The following is a 16,607-nucleotide window of genomic DNA, read 5'->3' as shown; positions in this document are numbered from 1 at the left end:
CGGCCGTCAACCCGATCTCAGCCCTTCAGCGAAGCCATCCAGCTCTCCACGTCACCGGACCGCCGGGGCAGCCCCTCCGACAGATTCCGCCGACCGTCCTCCGTCACGAGGATGTCGTCCTCGATCCGCACCCCGATCCCCCGGTACTCCTCCGGCACGGTCAGATCGTCGGCCTGGAAGTACAGCCCGGGCTCGACGGTCAGCACCATCCCCGGCTCCAGCGTCCCCTGGACGTACGACTCCACGCGCGCGGCGGCGCAGTCGTGGACGTCCATGCCGAGCATGTGCCCGGTGCCGTGCAGCGTCCACCGGCGCTGCAACCCCAGCTCCAGCACCCGCTCCACCGGCCCCTCGACAAGCCCCCATTCGACGAGCCGCTCGGCGAGCACCCGCTGCGCCGCGTCGTGGAAGTCGCGGTACTTCGCCCCCGGCCCGACCGCCGCGATACCGGCCTCCTGGGCTTCGTACACCGCGTCGTAGATCTTCTTCTGGATCTCGGTGAACCGGCCGCTGACCGGCAGCGTGCGCGTGACGTCCGCGGTGTAGTACGTGTGCGTCTCGACGCCCGCGTCCAGCAGGAGCAGATCACCCGAACGCACGGGTCCGTCGTTGCGCACCCAGTGCAGCGTGCAGGCGTGCGACCCGGCCGCGGCGATCGTGCCGTAGCCGACGTCGTTGCCCTCCACCCGCGCGCGGAGGAAGAACGTGCCCTCGATGTACCGCTCGCTGGTCGCCTCGGCCTTGTCCAGGACCCGTACGACGTCCTCGAAGCCGCGGACCGTCGAGTCGACCGCCTTCTGCAGCTCGCCCACCTCGAACGCGTCCTTGACCAGCCGCGCCTCGGAGAGGAAGACCCGCAGCTCCTCGTCGCGCTCCCCGGTGACCTTGTCGGTCAGGGCGGCCTCGATGCCGGCGTCGTACCCGCGGACGACCCGCACCGGGCCGGTGGCCTCGCGCAGGACGCCGGCGAGCTCGCGCACATCGGCGGCCGGGATGCCGTAACGCTTCTCCGCCTCGCTCAGCGAGTGCCGGCGGCCGACCCACAGCTCGCCCTGGCCGGAGAGCCAGAACTCGCCGTTCTCGCGGTCGGAGCGCGGCAGCAGGTAGATCGTCGCCTCGTGGCGCTCGCCCCGGGGTTCCAGGACCAGGACGCCGTCCTCGGTCTGGTTGCCGGTCAGGTACGCGTACTCGACGGAGGCGCGGAAGGGGTAGTCCGTGTCGTTGGACCGGGCCTTCAGGTTGCCCGCGGGGATCACCAGGCGCTCGCCCGGGAAACGCGCGGACAGCGCGGCGCGGCGGGCGGCGGTCTCGGCGGCCTGGACGATCGGCTCCAGGTCGTGCAGCTCGGTGTCGGCCCAGCCGGACTTCATGTTCTCGGCGAGCTCGTCGGACACGCCCGGGTACAGGCCGTTCTTGCGCTGCTTGATGGGCTCCTCGGTCTCCTCCGGGCCCGCTGCGGCAGCAGCGGAATCCGATACCGCCGGGGTGAGCTCCTCGGCCACGGTCATCCTCCTCGATACGGCACTGGACCCTCTCCATCGTACGGTCGTACGGGAGACAGCCCAGGGGAGGAACTCAGGAGCTCAGAAGCTCGGGGAGCCCGCGACCCCGGTCGCTCAGTCGAAGCGCGCCGCCAGCAGCACCACGTCCTCGTCGCTGTCCCGCTCGGCGGCCCCGCCCGGCAGCACCGTGCGCAGCACATGGTCGGCGATCGCCCCGGGGTCGCCCCGCAGGGCCTTCGGCGTTCCGCAGGCGGCCGCGTGCAGCCGGGCGAAGGCACGGTCGACGGGGTCACCGGTGCGGTGCAGCAGCCCGTCGGTGTAGAGCAGAACCGTCTCGCCGGGCTCCGGCTCCAGCTCGACGCTCGGTGCCTCCCAGCAGGTCAGCATGCCGAGCGGAGCGGAGACGGAGGTCTCCACGAACTCGGTGCGGTGTTCGCCCACCAGCAGCGGCGGGCAGTGCCCGGCCCCGGCCAGGGTGATCTTGCGCAGGGTGGGTTCACAGTAGGCGAACAGGGCGGTCGCGGAGCGGGCGGGCTCGGTGAGGCGCAGCAGCAGCTCCAGGTCGGACAGGACGGCGACCGGGTCCTCGCCCTCCATCACGGCGTACGCCCGCAGGGAGGCGCGCAGCCGGCCCATCGCGGCGATCGCGCTCGGCCCGGAGCCGGTGACCGACCCGACGGCGAGGCCGAGGGCCGCGTCCGGCAGCGGCAGCGCGTCGTACCAGTCGCCGCCGCCGCGCGGGCCGCTGCTGCGGCGGGCCGCGAGCTGGACGCCGGGCACTCTCGGCAGCCGGGACGGCAGCAGTTCCTCGGCCATCGTGGCCATGGACGCGCGCGTGCGCTCGACCTCGACGAGCCGGGCCAGGTGCTCGGCGGCGGTGCGGACGTACAGACCGATCAGATGGCGCTGGCGCTCGCCCGGCTCGGCGGGCTCGTCGTAGAGCCAGACGGCGGCGCCGACACGGCCCTCGGGGCCCTCGGCGACCAGCGGCAGGGCGTAGCTCGCGGCGTAGCCGAGGCGGGCGGCCACCTCGCGGTGGCGGGGGTCGAGGCCGTCCTCGGCGAGCAGGTCGGGCTCGGCGATCTCGCCGTCGGCGCCGGGCAGGCCGTCGAGGATCCGGCCGTAGGAGAGGGCGCTGCGCGGCACGGTCTCGATGTGGCCGAGGTCCGCGCGGCCGAGTCCGAGGCCGATGGTGGTGTCGGGGCCGAGGCCGCTGGCCGGTTCCAGGACGACGAGACCGCGCCGGGCGCCCACGAGGGCGGCTCCGGCGCGCAGCAGTTCGGTCAGTGCCTCGCTCAGTGCGTCCGTGCGGGCCAGACGTTCGGTGAGTTCGTGCAGGGTCGTGAGGTCCGAGACCCAGCCGGCGAGCCGGTCCGTGAGCAGGCTGCCCGGGTCCGAGGGGGCCGCGGCGGCCGACGGGGCTTCCGGGGAGGCGGGCGCGGGCGCGACAGTGTGTGCTGGCGAGGGAACCGTTGAATCGATTCCAGCCACTTTCGGAGCGTGAGGGGCGTTCATGGCATCCGGCTCTCGGACCGGAGCATATTGCTCAAAAGCATCGCAAACCCCCATGTCAATCTGCGCCGCTAGCAGTGTCTCCACATGTACACGCACTCGTAAGGGGATGTCCAGCATTGTCCTGCTGGGATTAGTGGTGTCCATGAGGCCTTTGGGGGGAATCGGACGCGACTCTTCCCGCCCTCTTGTCGAATAGTGAAAATGGCTTAAAACTGACTCGGGTTACGGTTGTTTGCGGTCGACTGGCCTTGCTCCACGGAGCGTCACAACGGTCGTGATGGGTACGTACTCGGTAAGGACCAGGGGTCGTCGGGAGCCACCCGGAACCTGGTGGCCGAACCGGGCGTCATAGCCACCGACGACCGTGCCCCATCCTCCCGTGGCGGAGGCCGAGAGAAATACGGCGAGCGGCAAAACGCCAGACTTCGCCACCCCACGCCACGCCCAGCGTTTTGATGGACGCAAGTCGGCGGAGCGGCCGCGGAAGCGGCCGGAGCTCGGCCCCAGGGGTTCCCCTTGTCCAGGACAGGGGTGTGATGCGCCAACAGGTACGCCCAGTGAACTGATCTACACATGGTGTGATGTGGCCCACGGTGTTGCCAGCGGTGCAACGGAAAGGAACGAGCGCTCATGCGCGAGATCCTCGGAAGGCGACGCAGGCTTCTGTCCCAGTCCGGCGACAAGGGGCCTGAGTTGATCGACTCGGCCCTGACCTTCGCGACGGAGTGGCAGTGGCCCGTCCTGCCCGGCGTGACGGCGGACCAGCGCAGCACCTCGCGGTGCGGCTGTCCCGACCCGGAGTGCGTGCTGCCCGGCGCGCACCCCTTCGACCCCGGCCTGCTCGCGGCCACCACCGACGCCCGTATGGTGCGCTGGTGGTGGACCAACCGGCCGGCCGCGCCGATCATCCTCGCGACGGGGGGTGAGGCGCCCTGCGCGGTCAGCCTTCCCGCGCTCGCCGCGTCCCGCGCGCTCGTGGCGCTGGACCGGCAGGGCATGCGGCTCGGCCCGGTCGTCGCCTCGCCCACCCGCTGGGCGATCCTCGTCCGCCCCTACTCCATGGAGCAGCTGGGCGAACTGCTGTACGCCAAGGACTTCGTCCCCGGCTCCCTGCGCTTCCACAGCGAGGGCGGCTACCTCGCCCTGCCCCCCTCCGAGACCGGCCGCGGCGACATCCGCTGGGAACGCGCCCCGCTGCCCGGCTCGGCCTCCCCCTGGCTGCCCGACGTCGAGGCCGTGGTGGACGCCGTCGTCGACGCCCTCACTCGTACGGGTGTGAGCGCGCCCGAGATGTAGGGGTGTCGGGCGCGCGCCGACCGGGGAGGCCCGGTTTCGCCCCCTATCTTCCCCCTATGAACCTTCGTCTCCTCGCCCTCGGCGGGGTCGTGACCTGCGCGCTCGCACTGCCTCTGGCCATGGCTTCCGCGGGGCAGGTCGGAGACGAAGGCCGCTTTGCGGTGCGCTCCCTGATGTCCTCGGACAGGGCCGGGGACGGGGACACGGACCCGAAGGCGCCCTCCGCCTTCCCGGCCCCCTCCCCGGCCCCGTCCGCTGCCTCCTCCCCGCTGCTGCTCGGCCTCGGCCTCGCCACCGCCGCCCGCTGCGGTCCCGGGCTGACCTCGCCCGAGGGCGTCGAGGCGCAGACCTGTGTGCTGACCCAGGGCGAGGACACCTGGGCGCGCACCTACTACCGCAACGCCACGGGACGGGCCCTGGACGCCGTCCTGAGCCTCCTGGCGCCCGAGGGGCGCACGGTGCAGATGCGCTGCGCCGTGGCCGCCGAGGACGAGCCGGAGACCTGTGAGACGCCTCGTGAACGGACGCGGGGGAGCCTGGACGCGTACACCGCCGTCGCCGAGTTCTCGGCGTTCGCGGGGGAGGCCGGTGAAGGGCCGCTGCTGCTGCGCTCCGGCAGCAACTCCCCGGGCTTCGACGGCAGTTGACAGACGGGTCGGTTCCGACCGGACCGACCGGACATGAAAAGACCCGGTTGCTGGCGACGGGGGATGCACCAGCAACCGGGCTATTGGAACGGTAACAAGAGATCGGCTCCAGGCAAATTCGATCTCTGGTTTGCATCGGGCTTTCGGACACTCGCTGATCGGCGATTTCTGGCGCCGACTCACCTTGTGCGTACGGGAGTTGTGAGCGGAGTCACGCCTTCCGTCCGTCCGGCCCGGCTGACCGAGCGGTCAGCCGGAGCGCTGTCCGGCGACCGTGCGTCAGCTGAGCGTCACCTGGCGGTTGGTGAGCCCGCCGCGCGCCCGGCGCTCCTCGGGGGTCAGCGGCGCCTCCGAGGCCAGGGCCGCCGCGAGCCGCTCGGCGAACTCGGCGGCCGGCTTCTCGACGTCGTCCGCCGAGACCCCGCTCGGCAGGTCCCAGACCGGCACGGTCAGGCCGTGCGCCCGGAAGGAGCCCACCAGTCGGGTCCCCTCACCGAGGCTGGAACGGCCCGCCGCGTGCAGCCGCGCGAGAGCGTCCAGAAGCCGCTCCTCCGGGTGCGGCATGACCCACCGCAGGTGGTTCTTGTCCGGCGTCTCGCACCAGTACGCGGAGTCCACACCGGTCAGCTTCACGGTCGGGATCGCCGCCGCGTTGGCCCGCTCCAGGGAGGCGGCGACGTCCGGAGCGGCGTTCTCCGGGTCCGGCACCCAGAACTCGAAACCGTCGTGCACAACTGGCTCGAACACGCCTTCGGCGTCGAGCAGATCCTGCATCCGGGGACCGTCCGCCGGGGCACGGCGGGCCTGCACCGGAGTACCCGGCTGTGCCTCGAGGGCCCGCTGGAGGGTGTCCGCCAGGTCGCGGCTGATGTCACCGGACGGCGTGTCGTTCTGCAGGCCGAGCAGCACCGAGCCGTCGTCGCGGCGCAGCGCGGGCCACGCCATCGGCAGGACCGTGGCGAGGGTGACGGAGGGGACGCCCTCGGGCAGGCCGTCCTTCAGCGTCAGCTCGACCGTGGCGGCCGGGACCAGCTCGCGCAGCGCCACCCAGTCGCACTCGCCCGGCAGTCCCTCGAAGGGGCGCTGCACCAGCTCGGTCACCGCGTGCGCGGCGGCCCGGCCGTGACAGGCCTTGTAGCGGCGGCCGCTGCCGCACGGGCAGGGCTCCCGGGCGCCGACGACCGGGATCTCCCCGTCCGTGAGCTGCGGCTGGCCGGCCTTCGTCTGGGGTCGCTTCTTGGCCACTGGGTGTCTCCCGGGTACGGCTCGTCTGGTACGGGCGGAGCCTAGCCGTTCGCACCCGAGACCACGGGAACCTGTGGACAACGCGGCGGTTGTGGACAACGGGTTGGTACTTCAGGGGGTTGATGAGGGCGGATCGGGGCGGATCGGGGCTGATCGGGGCTGATCGGGATGGATCGCGGCCGGTTCGTGCCGGTCGGAGCAGGTTGCGTCCGGTCCGGGCCGGACCGGACGGTGGCGGCCGAGGCGGGTCCGGGCCGGTCGGAGCAGGTTGGGCTGGGTCCGGGCCGGTGGGGCGCGTGCGGGGCCGGGCCGGACCGGTGGGTGTCGGCCGAGTGGGTCCGGGCCGGTGGGGCGCGTGCGGGGTGGGTCCGGGCCGGTGGGTGTCGGCCGGGTCGGTCCGGACCGGTGGCGCGCGTGCGGGGTCGGTCCGGACCGGTGGGGTCGGCCGGGGTCAGTCCAGGTCGTCGAACGCGTCGGCGAAGTCCAGTCCCGGCACCGACGACACCGAGGGCGCGGCGACCCGGGAGGCGAAGTCGTCGCGACGGCAGCCGGCGTCGGGGTCGAAGGCGTCCGCGTGGACGAGGACCCACACGGTGACCTCGCCGCGGGCGTCGTCCCGTACCCCCCAGTCGTCGGACAGGGCCGTGATGATGTTCAGCCCCCGGCCGCCGTGCGCGGTGACGGAGGGCGTGGCCGGCGAGGGCCGCGTCGGACCGCCGCCGTCGGTCACCTCGACGACCAGCCGGCCGCCGGTGTCGACCCGCCACGCGGCACGTACGTCGCCGTCCCCCGCCAGGGCGTCACCCAAGGGCCGGCCGTGTTTGCACGCATTGCTCAAAAGTTCGGAAAGGATCAGCACGGCATCATCGATGACCGCTTCCGACACCCCGCCACTGCGCAACTGGTCACGCATGCGGTGTCGCGCCTTCCCCACGCCCGCAGGGCCATGGGGTACGGCCATGCTCGACGACGTGGGCACCTCCTGTGCCACCACCAACGCCACCCCCGAGACCTCCTTCGCCCCACGCCACGGTGTGGATGCCCCATTGGCCTGTACCGGAAACCGGCCAATCCACGTCCTCAGACGCATGCGCAACGATCGAATACGGAGCGAACGCGCCGGAGCACTCCCCGTAAGCACATGGCTGAATTTCGACGGAGTGGCCGATTTGGAGGATGCGGGAGGGTTGGCGTGGGGTCAAGGGGACGTGAGGTATCTGTGAGGTGTGAGTGACCTGTGGGGCCTCGGAGGGGGCTGCGGCCGGCCGGTGTGCGCGTTCAGCGCCCCAGCCGGTCGAGCACCGCGCGCGGGCGGTTGGTGATGATCGCGTCGATGCCCAGCTCGACACAGAGGTCCACGTCCTCCGGCTCGTTCACCGTCCAGACGTGCACCTGATGACCGGATTGCTTCAGGCGCTCGACGTACACCGGGTGGTTGCGCACGATCCGGATCGAGGGGCCCGCGATCCCGACCCCCGCGGGCAGCCGCCCGTCGCGCAGCCGGGGGGAGGCGAACTGCGACAGATAGACGGTCGGCAGCGTCGGCGACACCGCACGCACGCGATACAGCGAACGCGCCGAGAAACTCATGATCCGCACCGGCGACTCGGCCGCCGACTCCGGCGCGTCGAGTCCGAACCGCTTCAGCAGTATCAGCAGCCGCTCCTCGACCTGCCCGGCCCAGCGCGTCGGATGCTTGGTCTCGATGGCCAGCTCGACCCGGCGGCCGGAGTCGGAGACCAGCTCCAGCAGCCGCTCCAGGGTCAGTACGGACGTCTCCTCGCGGTCCTCCGGCCGGACCTCCCAGTCCGGGTCCTCCACGCGCGCGTGCCAGGCCTCACGCGCCTCCTTCGTCTTCCAGGAACCGAAGTCCAGCGCCGCGAGATCGGCGAGCTCCAGGGCGGAGACGGCACCGCGGCCGTTGGACGTACGGTTGACTCGTCGGTCGTGCACGCAGACGAGATGTCCGTCCGCGGTCAGCCGTACATCGCATTCGAGGGCGTCCGCACCGTCCTCGATCGCCTTCTTGTACGCGGCCAGGGTGTGCTCGGGGGCCTCCTCGGAGGCTCCGCGGTGAGCGACGACTTGAATGTGGTGCTGCCGTGCGTGGGTCACCGCGTCATGGTGCCACCGCGAGCATCTGAGAACAGTCTGAGATGTTTCGAAGATGCGCACTTAGCGCACTAAAAGTCCCTTATAAAGATTGCCCGGAGACCCACAGCCAGCGCTTATGGTGCTCTGACGGCCCGTGGGAAAAGCTGAGCAGTACACAAGCACACGCACAGCCACCCCGCGCCGGGTCGACGACAAGCGTGAACGGGCGAGACCTAGTGCGACCGACGACAACAGCCGTGGATCGAGGAGAAGAGCTGTGAGCACCGAGAACGAGGGCACGAACGAGGGCACCCCGGTACCCCCGGCGCCGTCCGCACCCCCCGTGCCGGTGGAGTCCTCCTCGGCCGCCGCCCCTCAGGCGCCCGCGTCGGACGCCGGCGCCACCACGCCCCTCCCGCAGACCCCGCCGGCGGCCCCCGCGGCCCCGGCGGCTCCCGTGGGTGACTGGCCGCCGCCGGCCGCCCCGCAGCCGGCGCCGGCCGCCGCCGAGGGCAACTGGCCCCCGCCGGCCGCACCTCCGACCGCACCCGCAGCCCCCGCCGCCGCGACGGACGGCTGGCAGAACCCGCCCACCACCCCGCTCTACGCCGAAGCCGGCGTCGGCGCCGGCACGCACGCGTACGGCGACGCCGGTGCGCACGCGTACGGCGATGCCGGTGCGCCGGGCGCCGGCGGCGCCGGTGGCGCCGGTGGCGCGGGCGGAGCCGGTGGCGCGGGCGGAGCCGACGGCCTCGCCTGGGGCGCCTCCTACCAGCAGCCCGCGCCCAAGCCGGGGCGCGGTGGCCGGGGCGGACTCGTCGCCGCCGTGCTCGTCGCCGCGCTGGTCGCGGGCGGCCTGGGCGGCGGACTCGGCTACACCCTCGCCAAGAACGACGACAACACCGGCTCGACCACCGTCTCCGCCTCCACCAGCGGCGGCGACGTGAAGCGCGCCGCGGGATCGGTCGCCGCGGTGGCCGAGGCGGCCCTGCCCTCCACGGTCACCATCCAGGCCGAGTCCAGCAACGGCGAGGGCGGCACCGGCACCGGGTTCGTCTTCGACACCCAGGGCCACATCGTCACCAACAACCACGTCGTCGCCGACGCCGTGGACGGCGGCAAGGTGACGGCCACCTTCCCGAACGGCAAGAAGTACGACGCCGAGGTCGTCGGCCACGCCCAGGGCTACGACGTCGCCGTCATCAAGCTGAAGAACGCCCCGTCGGACCTCAAGCCGCTCACCCTCGGCGACTCCGACAAGGTCGCGGTCGGCGACTCCACGATCGCCATCGGCGCCCCCTTCGGCCTCTCCAACACGGTGACCACGGGCATCATCAGCGCCAAGAACCGCCCGGTGGCCTCCTCCGACGGCACCGGCAGCTCCTCGTCCTACATGAGCGCCCTGCAGACCGACGCGTCGATCAACCCGGGCAACTCCGGTGGCCCGCTCCTCGACGCCCAGGGCAATGTCATCGGGATCAACTCCGCGATCCAGTCCACCGGCAGCGGCGGCCTGGGCGGCACCTCCCAGTCCGGCTCGATCGGCCTCGGCTTCGCCATCCCGATCAACCAGGCCAGGTACGTCGCCCAGCAGCTGATCAAGACCGGTGAGCCGGTGTACGCGAAGATCGGCGCGTCGGTCTCCCTGGAGGACTCCGGCAACGGCGCGAAGATCACCGACCAGGGCTCGGGCGGTGCCTCCGCCGTGGAGTCGGGCGGCCCCGCCGACAAGGCCGGCCTCAAGCCGGGCGACGTCATCACCAAGCTCGACGACACGGTGATCGACTCCGGCCCGACCCTCATCGGCGAGATCTGGACCCACCAGCCCGGCGACAAGGTCACGATCACCTACGAGCGCGACAGCAAGACCCACACCGTCGAACTCACCCTCGGCTCCCGCAAGGGCGACAACTGAGCCCACGCGCGCGTACCTCCCCGGCTCAGCACCGACTGACCCACACGCGCGCGTGTTCACCCGTTACCCTTGTCCCCGCGCCGCCGATCAAGCGCGGCGCGGGGAGACGTGCCCGAGCGGCCTAAGGGAACGGTCTTGAAAACCGTCGTGGCAGCGATGTCACCGTGGGTTCAAATCCCACCGTCTCCGCAGTGAGAGAGCCTCTGACCAGCGAAATCGGTCGGAGGCTCTCGCTATGTCACGTCCCCGTCATTGACCGCTGCACCCCGTGCCTCCCCGGCCGATCGGGCACGCGAGGGGCACGGTGCTCAGCTGGGCCGGGCCACGACTGTGACTCCCGCGGCAAGCATTCTCGCGATCACTTGGTCTGCCAGGTCGTCGTCACAGATGAGTTCCGCCATGGGCGGATCACCTTTCCGGATCGGCAGGTAGCCCACTCCGGTCTCGTGCAGCTCCCACTGATCGCGTTCGGTGGTCCACATCCGCTCGTACTCAAGTAGATCTCGGTCGTTCATGACACCCCCTGGGTGCACGGTAGCTCGCGGTCGGCGGAGCGGCTTTGGGCTGGAGCTGCTGTGGGGCGAGTGATCATGGCCCCGTAAGTTTCCGGCGCGTCGGGCAGTCTGTGGACCTGGGGACGCGGCGACGGCAGGGGCAACGGCGTCCGGGCCGGCGCGAAGACGCTGAGCTGCTCCGGTCCGCTCTTCGACGGCACCTACTTCCTCGCGCAGTGGCAGGGCGAGCCGGCCGAGGTGGCCGTGCTCAACGGCATCCTCGGCGGACCGCACACCATCACCACCCGCGGCTTCCCCGAGCTGGACGGGGCGCCGGGCGGCACCCTGGAGTCGTTCGGCCTCGTCGGCGACCAGCTCGCGGAGTTCGGCGAGACCGCCGACCTCGTGCACCGGGCCGTGTGCTTCGTGCCGTCCGTCAGCGCGGTCTCCATCCGCGACCTCGACCGGCAGGACGACCTGTACGCCGACATCGACGAGCTGCCCCCGGAGCAGTCCGATCTCGACGACTTCCTGCTCTCCGGGAACAACGACCCGCACTGCGCCATGACTTCCGAGCTCGGTGCGTGGGTGCTCGACCGGCTGCCCGACTGACTCGGCGGCCTCACCGGGCCGGCCCGTCGTACGGGGGGTGCCTCTGCGGAGGCACTCCCTCCGCATGCGCCCCGTCACACCCGTCCCGGCCCCGTGACGGCTGTGTCTCGACTGTGTGACGCAAGGGCTTGCTGGTCTCCCCTCCGACCAGGGACGTTGTTAGCGTCCCGCCTCGGGGTGCGGCCGACTGGGCCGCCCGTGCACAGGGGGGACGTCCCAGATGAAGGTCAACCGGCTCAGACCCGTCGTCGGCGCGCTCATGGCCGCCGCCACGCTGACCGCCGTACTCACCGGCTGTGAGAAGGGCGGCTCCGCAGCGGGGGAGACCGCCGCGAGCGCGGGTGCGGCGAAGAGCGCCGGCACCACGGCCGGCACCACCGCCGAGCCCGCCGGCTCCGTCGCCACGGAGACGTCCACCGGCACGTCCGCCGGCACGTCCGCCGGTACGTCGACCGGCACGTCCGCCGGTACCTCCAAGGCCAAGCCCTCCGCCGCCACCCCGGCCACCCCCGCCGCGCCCGCCGGATCCGCCCCCGGCTGCGCCGACAAGCCTCCCACCCCCGACGACTACGACCCCGACGAGTTCGCCCTGTTCCGGATCGAGGAACTCCCCGCCGACACCGGCAAGGTGAACCTGGTCATCCAGCACGGGGCCTGGGGATGCCCGGGCGAGGACACCGACGGCGCCCCGTTCGTCGTCTCCGGCGAGGACAGCCGCTGGGCCCTCGACCAGGCCGCGTACGTCACCGCCGTCACGCCGATCACCGACAGCACCGAGAACCGGCGCATCGGCGTGCAGGAGCTGATCGACTGGGTCGACGCGCACCCCGACTCCGGTCTGGTCTTCCGGTACGAGACCGGCGACGACGGGGCCATCCACCGGCTGGAGCAGGTGTTCACGCCGTAGGGCGGGTCATCCGCGCCGCCGACGCGACCGTGGAGCGGGCCTCGCGTTCCGTCAGCCCCGTGCGGACCGCCGCAGCGACCAGCGCGTCGGCGAGCGCCTCGCCGATGCCGTTCTCGTAGGCCCGGCAGGCCGCCCAGAACAGCCGGGTGTTGCGCTGGCCCTCGTGCGCGGCCAGGACGAACTGGATCAGCCCGCGGCCGTGCGCGCCGTCCGCCCCGGCCGAGGGGCCACCCGCGGCCCCGGTGACCGCCCCGGCCCCGGACGCCGCCCGCCCGCGACGCACCCCCGGCGCCAGCAGCCTCAGCAGCGCCCGCGGGCAGGGCGCCGGTACGAGGTGTCCCGTGCCCGGGGCCGTGCCGTACACCCCGTGTGCCGTGCGCGAACCGGGGCCGACCAGGTATCCCCCGGCGCCCCGGATGTCGATGCCGGGGGCCAGGCGGCCGGCCGAGTTGGGGATCACGACGTCCGGCGGTCCGGTGAGCCAGAGGTGCCGTCCGCCGGAGGGGGTGACGACCACGACCGTCGGCGGGATGGTGAACAGGTGGCGCAGGCCCAGTTCGCGCAGGGCGCCCGTGGCGTCCGTGCCGGACTTGGTGTCCAGGTCGACGCCGATCAGATGGTGCGGGGGCAGGCCGCACGCGATGCCGTAGCCGGTGGCCCAGGGGGCGGCGGCGAAGAGCGCGCGGATGCGGGCCGGGTCGGTCGAGGCGTCGTACACCCCGTGGCCGAAGCGTCCGCAGGTGCCGTGGCACGGAGGGTCCTCGGGGCGGTGGGGCGAGCGCAGGGCCGGGAGTTTGGTCCGGGACAGGGGGATGACGGCCAGGCCGCGCTCGGCGGCCGACAGGGCGTGGGCGAGGGCCAGGGTGGCGGCCTGCCGGGGGTGCCGGTCCGGACGGCGGTCCGGGTTCCGGGTGCTGTGCCGGTCGGTGGTGGCCATGCACCCAGTGTCGTACTGGTGTTCGAGAAAAGGAAGGGTGAGGCCGTCGCGACGCGCCGGGGGCGGCACGGGGGGACGGAAATCTGGCGGAACGCTTCGCCTCTTGTGGGGCCTGCGTGACAGGTGTCCGACTTGCCGGGGGTTGTGGCGTCCGGGGCAAGAAAAATGCGGCTAGGGGTTTATCGACTTGTCATCACGCTTGCGTGCTAATCGGGTCTTCCGGGGTGGTTCGGCGGTGATCAGGTGGGCAACTCTGGTCTCGCGACGTCGTCACCGTGCCGGGCCGGTCGGCCAACCGGCCTGTTGGAAGCCGCAGTTCAGGGCTTCGTACTGCATAACCGATGGTCTGGAGGACCAACATGGCAAGCATCCGTACCGCCCGCGTCATCGCCGCCGTCTCCGCCCTTCCGCTGGCCGCCGCGCTCTTCACCGGCGTCGCGGTGGCGGACAACGGCGGTTTCGCGGACGACGGATCGAACGCGGGTGTCGCGAGCATCGTGGGCAGCGGTGTCGGACGCGACAACAACGGCAACTCCTCGACCACCCAGCAGAACGCCGTCGGCTCGGGCGCCGCGAACCAGAGCAACACCGGGCAGGTCAACGGGGCCGCCTACACGGCCCTCAACCAGGGCAACAGCAACACCGCGGTCTCCTTCGCCCCGCTCTTCCGGTGAGCCGGTGAGCCGGTGAGCCGGCGGGGACCGGGGGCGCCGGCCCCGGTCCCCGCCGGAGTGTGCTCCGTGGGGGTGTGACCGCGACTGCGCGGCGGTGCTTCGGCACCGCCGCGCAGTCGTGTCCGAACCATGGCCGCGCAAGCGTGTCCGCGCCGCCCCGGCCCTCTCCCGCGACCTTGACAGCGCCCCGTATCTGACGGACAGTCAGAAACCTGCCCGAGCGGTGATTTCCCGGAGGGAGCGGCGACCGTGGACGACGACGGGCTCCACGCACGTCTGAAGGCCTACGAGGGCCGGCCCGCCGCCGTCGCCGGCACCGGCCGGGACCCCGTCAACGCGCCCATGATCCGGCACTGGTGCGAGGCCATGGGCGACGGCAACCCCGCGTACACCGGGCCCGACGCGATCGCCCCGCCCACCATGCTCCAGGCCTGGATCATGGGCGGCCTCGGCGGCCACGGGGGCCGCGCCCCCGCCTATGAGGAACTGCTCGCCGTACTCGACGAGGCGGGCTGTACGGCGGTCGTGGCCACCGACTGCGAGCAGGAGTACGTCCGCCCGCTGCGCCCCGGGGACGAGGTCGCCTTCGACACGGTGATCGAGTCGGTGTCGGAGCGGAAGACCACCAAGCTGGGCACCGGCCACTTCGTTACGACCCGGACGGACGTCAGGGTCGGCCCCGAGCTCGTCGGCACCCACCGCTTCCGCATCCTCAAGTACGCCCCGGCCCGCCGGAGAGCGGCACCGCCCGAGCGCCGGCCCCGGCCCGTCGTCAACCGCGACAACGCCGGCTTCTGGGAGGGCGTGCGCGAGCACCGCCTCCTCCTCCAGCGCTGCGCCTCCTGCGCGGCCCTCCGCTTCCCGTGGCTGCCCGGCTGCCAGAGCTGCGGCTGCCCGGAGTGGGACACCGTGGAGGCGTCCGGCGAGGGGACCGTGTTCTCGTACGTCGTCCTGCACCACCCGCCGTTCCCGGCCTTCGAGCCGCCGTACGCGGTCGTCCTGGTCGAACTCGCCGAGGGGGTGCGGATCGTGAGCGACGTGGTCGGGATGCCGTACGACAAGGTGCGGATCGGGATGCCGGTACGGCTGGAGTTCCGGCGCTACGACGACGAGCTGACGCTGCCCGTGTTCCGGGAGGTGACGGCGTGAACGCCGGTGATGTGCTGCCCCCGCTGGAGATCGAGATCACCCGGACGCTGATCGTCGCCGGGGCGCTCGCCTCGCGCGACTACCAGGACGTGCACCACGACCCCGAGGCGGCCCGCGCGAAGGGCTCCCCGGACGTCTTCATGAACATCCTCACCACCAACGGCCTGGTCGGCCGCTACCTCACCGACACCTTCGGCCCGCAGGCCCGCATCCACAAGGTCGCGATCCGGCTCGGGGCGCCCAACCACCCGGGGGACACCATGGTGTTGCGGGGCACGGTCGAGGAGGTCCGCGAGGACGACACGGTCGTGGTGCGGATCACCGGCGACAACGGCATCGGACGGCATGTCACCGGCACGGTGACCTGCGCGGTGCCGGGCGCGGCGCGCGAGGGGCACGGCATCGGAAGCGTGACGGTCACCCTCCGGGAGGACGACCCGCGATGAGCGTACGCGCGCGTGACGAGCTGGGCGGCCGGGCCGCCGTCGTCGGCATCGGGGCCACCGAGTTCTCCAAGGACTCGGGGCGCAGCGAACTCCGGCTGGCGGCGGAGGCGGTGCGGGCGGCGCTCGACGACGCGGGGCTGACGGCGGCCGACGTGGACGGTCTGGTGACGTTCACCATGGACACCAGCCCGGAGATCACCGTGGCGCAGGCCTGCGGGATGGGCGAGCTGTCCTTCTTCTCCCGGGTGCACTACGGCGGCGGGGCGGCCTGTGCGACCGTCCAGCAGGCGGCGCTCGCGATCGCGGCGGGTGTGGCGGAGGTGGTGGTCTGCTACCGGGCCTTCAACGAGCGTTCGGGCCGCCGCTTCGGCTCCGGGGTCAGACACCGGGAACCCACCGCCGAAGGGGCGGCGCTGGGCTGGGTGATGCCCTTCGGGCTGCTCACCCCGGCCTCCTGGGTGGCGATGGCGGCCCAGCGGTATCTGCACACCTACGGGCTGACTGCGGAGGAGGCCTTCGGGCCGGTCGCCGTCACGGCCCGCCGGCACGCGGCGGCGAATCCGGCGGCGTACTTCCACGGCCGCCCGATCACCCTCGCCGACCACGCCTCCTCCCGCTGGATCGCCGAGCCGCTCAGGCTGCTGGACTGCTGCCAGGAGACGGACGGCGGCCAGGCCCTGGTCGTCACCTCGCTGGAGCGGGCCCGTGACCTGCCGCATCCGCCCGCCGTGATCGCGGCGGCCGCGCAGGGCGCCGGGCGGGCCCAGGAGCAGATGACCAGCTTCTACCGCGACGACCTGACCGGTCTGCCGGAGATGGCCGTGGTGGCCCGTCAGCTCTGGCGCACCTCGGGACTCGCGCCCGCCGACGTCGACGTGGCCGTCGTCTACGACCACTTCACCCCGTTCGTGCTGATGCAGCTGGAGGAGTTCGGCTTCTGCGCGCCGGGCGAGGCGGCCGCCTTCGTCGCGGAGGACCGCGTGCCGCTCAACACCCACGGGGGCCAGCTGGGGGAGGCGTACCTCCACGGGATGAACGGGGTGGCGGAAGCGGTACGGCAGCTGCGCGGCACCTCCGTCAACCAGGTGCCGGGCGCGGCCCGGACCCTGGTGACGGCCGGGACGGGAGTGCCCACGTCCGGCCTGGTCCTGACCGCCGACGGCTGAACCCGGGC

General features: G+C 72.3%; 16 protein-coding genes and 1 tRNA gene. 10 read left to right on the top strand and 7 right to left on the bottom strand.

What is annotated here, in order from left to right; genetic code table 11:
• Positions 1–17: 17 nt before the first annotated feature.
• Both AQJ64_RS21255 and AQJ64_RS21250 read right to left on the bottom strand, forming a co-directional pair.
• A complete protein-coding gene (locus AQJ64_RS21255; RefSeq protein ID WP_055632262.1) occupies positions 18–1,502 on the bottom strand; it encodes an aminopeptidase P family protein in 1,485 nt (494 codons plus the stop codon).
• Between the two features lie 114 nt (positions 1,503–1,616).
• The gene (locus AQJ64_RS21250) at positions 1,617–3,134 is read right to left on the bottom strand and encodes a PP2C family protein-serine/threonine phosphatase (protein WP_206189631.1); all 1,518 of its coding nucleotides are present in this window, start codon (positions 3,132–3,134) and stop codon (positions 1,617–1,619) included.
• A gap of 513 nt (positions 3,135–3,647) precedes the next feature.
• Here AQJ64_RS21250 and AQJ64_RS21245 point away from each other — a divergent pair.
• Both AQJ64_RS21245 and AQJ64_RS21240 read left to right on the top strand, forming a co-directional pair.
• The gene (locus AQJ64_RS21245; RefSeq protein WP_055632230.1) at positions 3,648–4,313 is read left to right on the top strand and encodes a bifunctional DNA primase/polymerase; all 666 of its coding nucleotides are present in this window, start codon (positions 3,648–3,650) and stop codon (positions 4,311–4,313) included.
• Positions 4,314–4,369: 56 nt separating this feature from the next.
• Positions 4,370–4,960 (top strand): hypothetical protein, encoded by a 591-nt coding sequence (locus AQJ64_RS21240; RefSeq protein ID WP_059202878.1) that lies wholly within the window; start codon positions 4,370–4,372, stop codon positions 4,958–4,960.
• Positions 4,961–5,239: 279 nt separating this feature from the next.
• Here the strand turns inward: AQJ64_RS21240 and AQJ64_RS21235 are convergent, their stop codons facing one another.
• The 3 genes from AQJ64_RS21235 to AQJ64_RS21225 all read right to left on the bottom strand — a co-directional run bounded on the left by AQJ64_RS21235 (position 5,240) and on the right by AQJ64_RS21225 (position 8,320).
• Complete coding sequence (locus AQJ64_RS21235; RefSeq protein WP_055638342.1) at positions 5,240–6,205, bottom strand: DUF5926 family protein; 966 nt, start codon at positions 6,203–6,205, stop codon at positions 5,240–5,242.
• Between the two features lie 451 nt (positions 6,206–6,656).
• Positions 6,657–7,295: an ATP-binding protein gene (locus AQJ64_RS21230; protein WP_055639180.1), complete on the bottom strand. Its 639-nt coding sequence runs from the start codon at positions 7,293–7,295 to the stop codon at positions 6,657–6,659.
• 188 nt (positions 7,296–7,483) lie between these two features.
• Positions 7,484–8,320 carry a glycerophosphodiester phosphodiesterase gene (locus AQJ64_RS21225; protein WP_055639179.1) on the bottom strand — a complete coding sequence of 279 codons (837 nt, stop codon included), beginning with the start codon at positions 8,318–8,320 and terminating at the stop codon, positions 7,484–7,486.
• Positions 8,321–8,576: 256 nt separating this feature from the next.
• Between AQJ64_RS21225 and AQJ64_RS21220 the strand changes: the two genes are divergently transcribed.
• Positions 8,577–10,214, top strand: a complete 1,638-nt coding sequence (locus tag AQJ64_RS21220) for a S1C family serine protease (RefSeq protein ID WP_059202877.1) — start codon at positions 8,577–8,579, stop codon at positions 10,212–10,214.
• Between the two features lie 102 nt (positions 10,215–10,316).
• Positions 10,317–10,403 (top strand) — tRNA-Ser (locus AQJ64_RS21215).
• A 119-nt stretch (positions 10,404–10,522) separates the two neighbouring features.
• Here the strand turns inward: AQJ64_RS21215 and AQJ64_RS49175 are convergent.
• On the bottom strand, positions 10,523–10,729 hold the full coding sequence (locus AQJ64_RS49175) for a hypothetical protein (RefSeq protein WP_157881213.1): 207 nt from the start codon (positions 10,727–10,729) through the stop codon (positions 10,523–10,525).
• A gap of 243 nt (positions 10,730–10,972) precedes the next feature.
• Between AQJ64_RS49175 and AQJ64_RS21210 the strand changes: the two genes are divergently transcribed.
• Both AQJ64_RS21210 and AQJ64_RS21205 read left to right on the top strand, forming a co-directional pair.
• A complete protein-coding gene (locus AQJ64_RS21210; protein WP_157881212.1) occupies positions 10,973–11,320 on the top strand; it encodes a hypothetical protein in 348 nt (115 codons plus the stop codon).
• Between the two features lie 220 nt (positions 11,321–11,540).
• Positions 11,541–12,227: a hypothetical protein gene (locus AQJ64_RS21205; RefSeq protein ID WP_059202876.1), complete on the top strand. Its 687-nt coding sequence runs from the start codon at positions 11,541–11,543 to the stop codon at positions 12,225–12,227.
• Here AQJ64_RS21205 and AQJ64_RS21200 read toward each other — a convergent pair.
• Positions 12,217–13,164, bottom strand: a complete 948-nt coding sequence (locus AQJ64_RS21200) for a bifunctional DNA primase/polymerase (protein ID WP_055638183.1) — start codon at positions 13,162–13,164, stop codon at positions 12,217–12,219. The two genes, AQJ64_RS21205 and AQJ64_RS21200, sit on opposite strands and share 11 nt — an antisense overlap.
• Before the next feature lie 359 nt (positions 13,165–13,523).
• Here AQJ64_RS21200 and AQJ64_RS21195 point away from each other — a divergent pair, with 359 nt between their 5' ends.
• The 4 genes from AQJ64_RS21195 (at position 13,524) to AQJ64_RS21180 (ending at position 16,599) form a co-directional block, all read left to right on the top strand.
• On the top strand, positions 13,524–13,838 hold the full coding sequence (locus AQJ64_RS21195; RefSeq protein WP_055638184.1) for a hypothetical protein: 315 nt from the start codon (positions 13,524–13,526) through the stop codon (positions 13,836–13,838).
• A 249-nt stretch (positions 13,839–14,087) separates the two neighbouring features.
• The gene (locus AQJ64_RS21190) at positions 14,088–14,987 is read left to right on the top strand and encodes a bifunctional MaoC family dehydratase N-terminal/OB-fold nucleic acid binding domain-containing protein (RefSeq protein ID WP_055638185.1); all 900 of its coding nucleotides are present in this window, start codon (positions 14,088–14,090) and stop codon (positions 14,985–14,987) included.
• Complete coding sequence (locus AQJ64_RS21185) at positions 14,984–15,433, top strand: MaoC family dehydratase (RefSeq protein ID WP_055638186.1); 450 nt, start codon at positions 14,984–14,986, stop codon at positions 15,431–15,433. The genes AQJ64_RS21190 and AQJ64_RS21185 overlap by 4 nt, the downstream gene beginning before the upstream one ends.
• Positions 15,430–16,599 (top strand): lipid-transfer protein, encoded by a 1,170-nt coding sequence (locus tag AQJ64_RS21180; protein ID WP_055638187.1) that lies wholly within the window; start codon positions 15,430–15,432, stop codon positions 16,597–16,599. Before AQJ64_RS21185 ends, AQJ64_RS21180 begins: the two co-directional genes overlap by 4 nt.
• Positions 16,600–16,607: the final 8 nt, after the last annotated feature.

The sequence above is a fragment of the Streptomyces griseoruber genome, from assembly GCF_001514205.1.
GTDB classification, from domain to species: domain Bacteria; phylum Actinomycetota; class Actinomycetes; order Streptomycetales; family Streptomycetaceae; genus Streptomyces; species Streptomyces griseoruber.
Note: the sequence above shows the minus strand (reverse complement) of the source record. Positions and strands in the feature narration are given on the sequence as shown.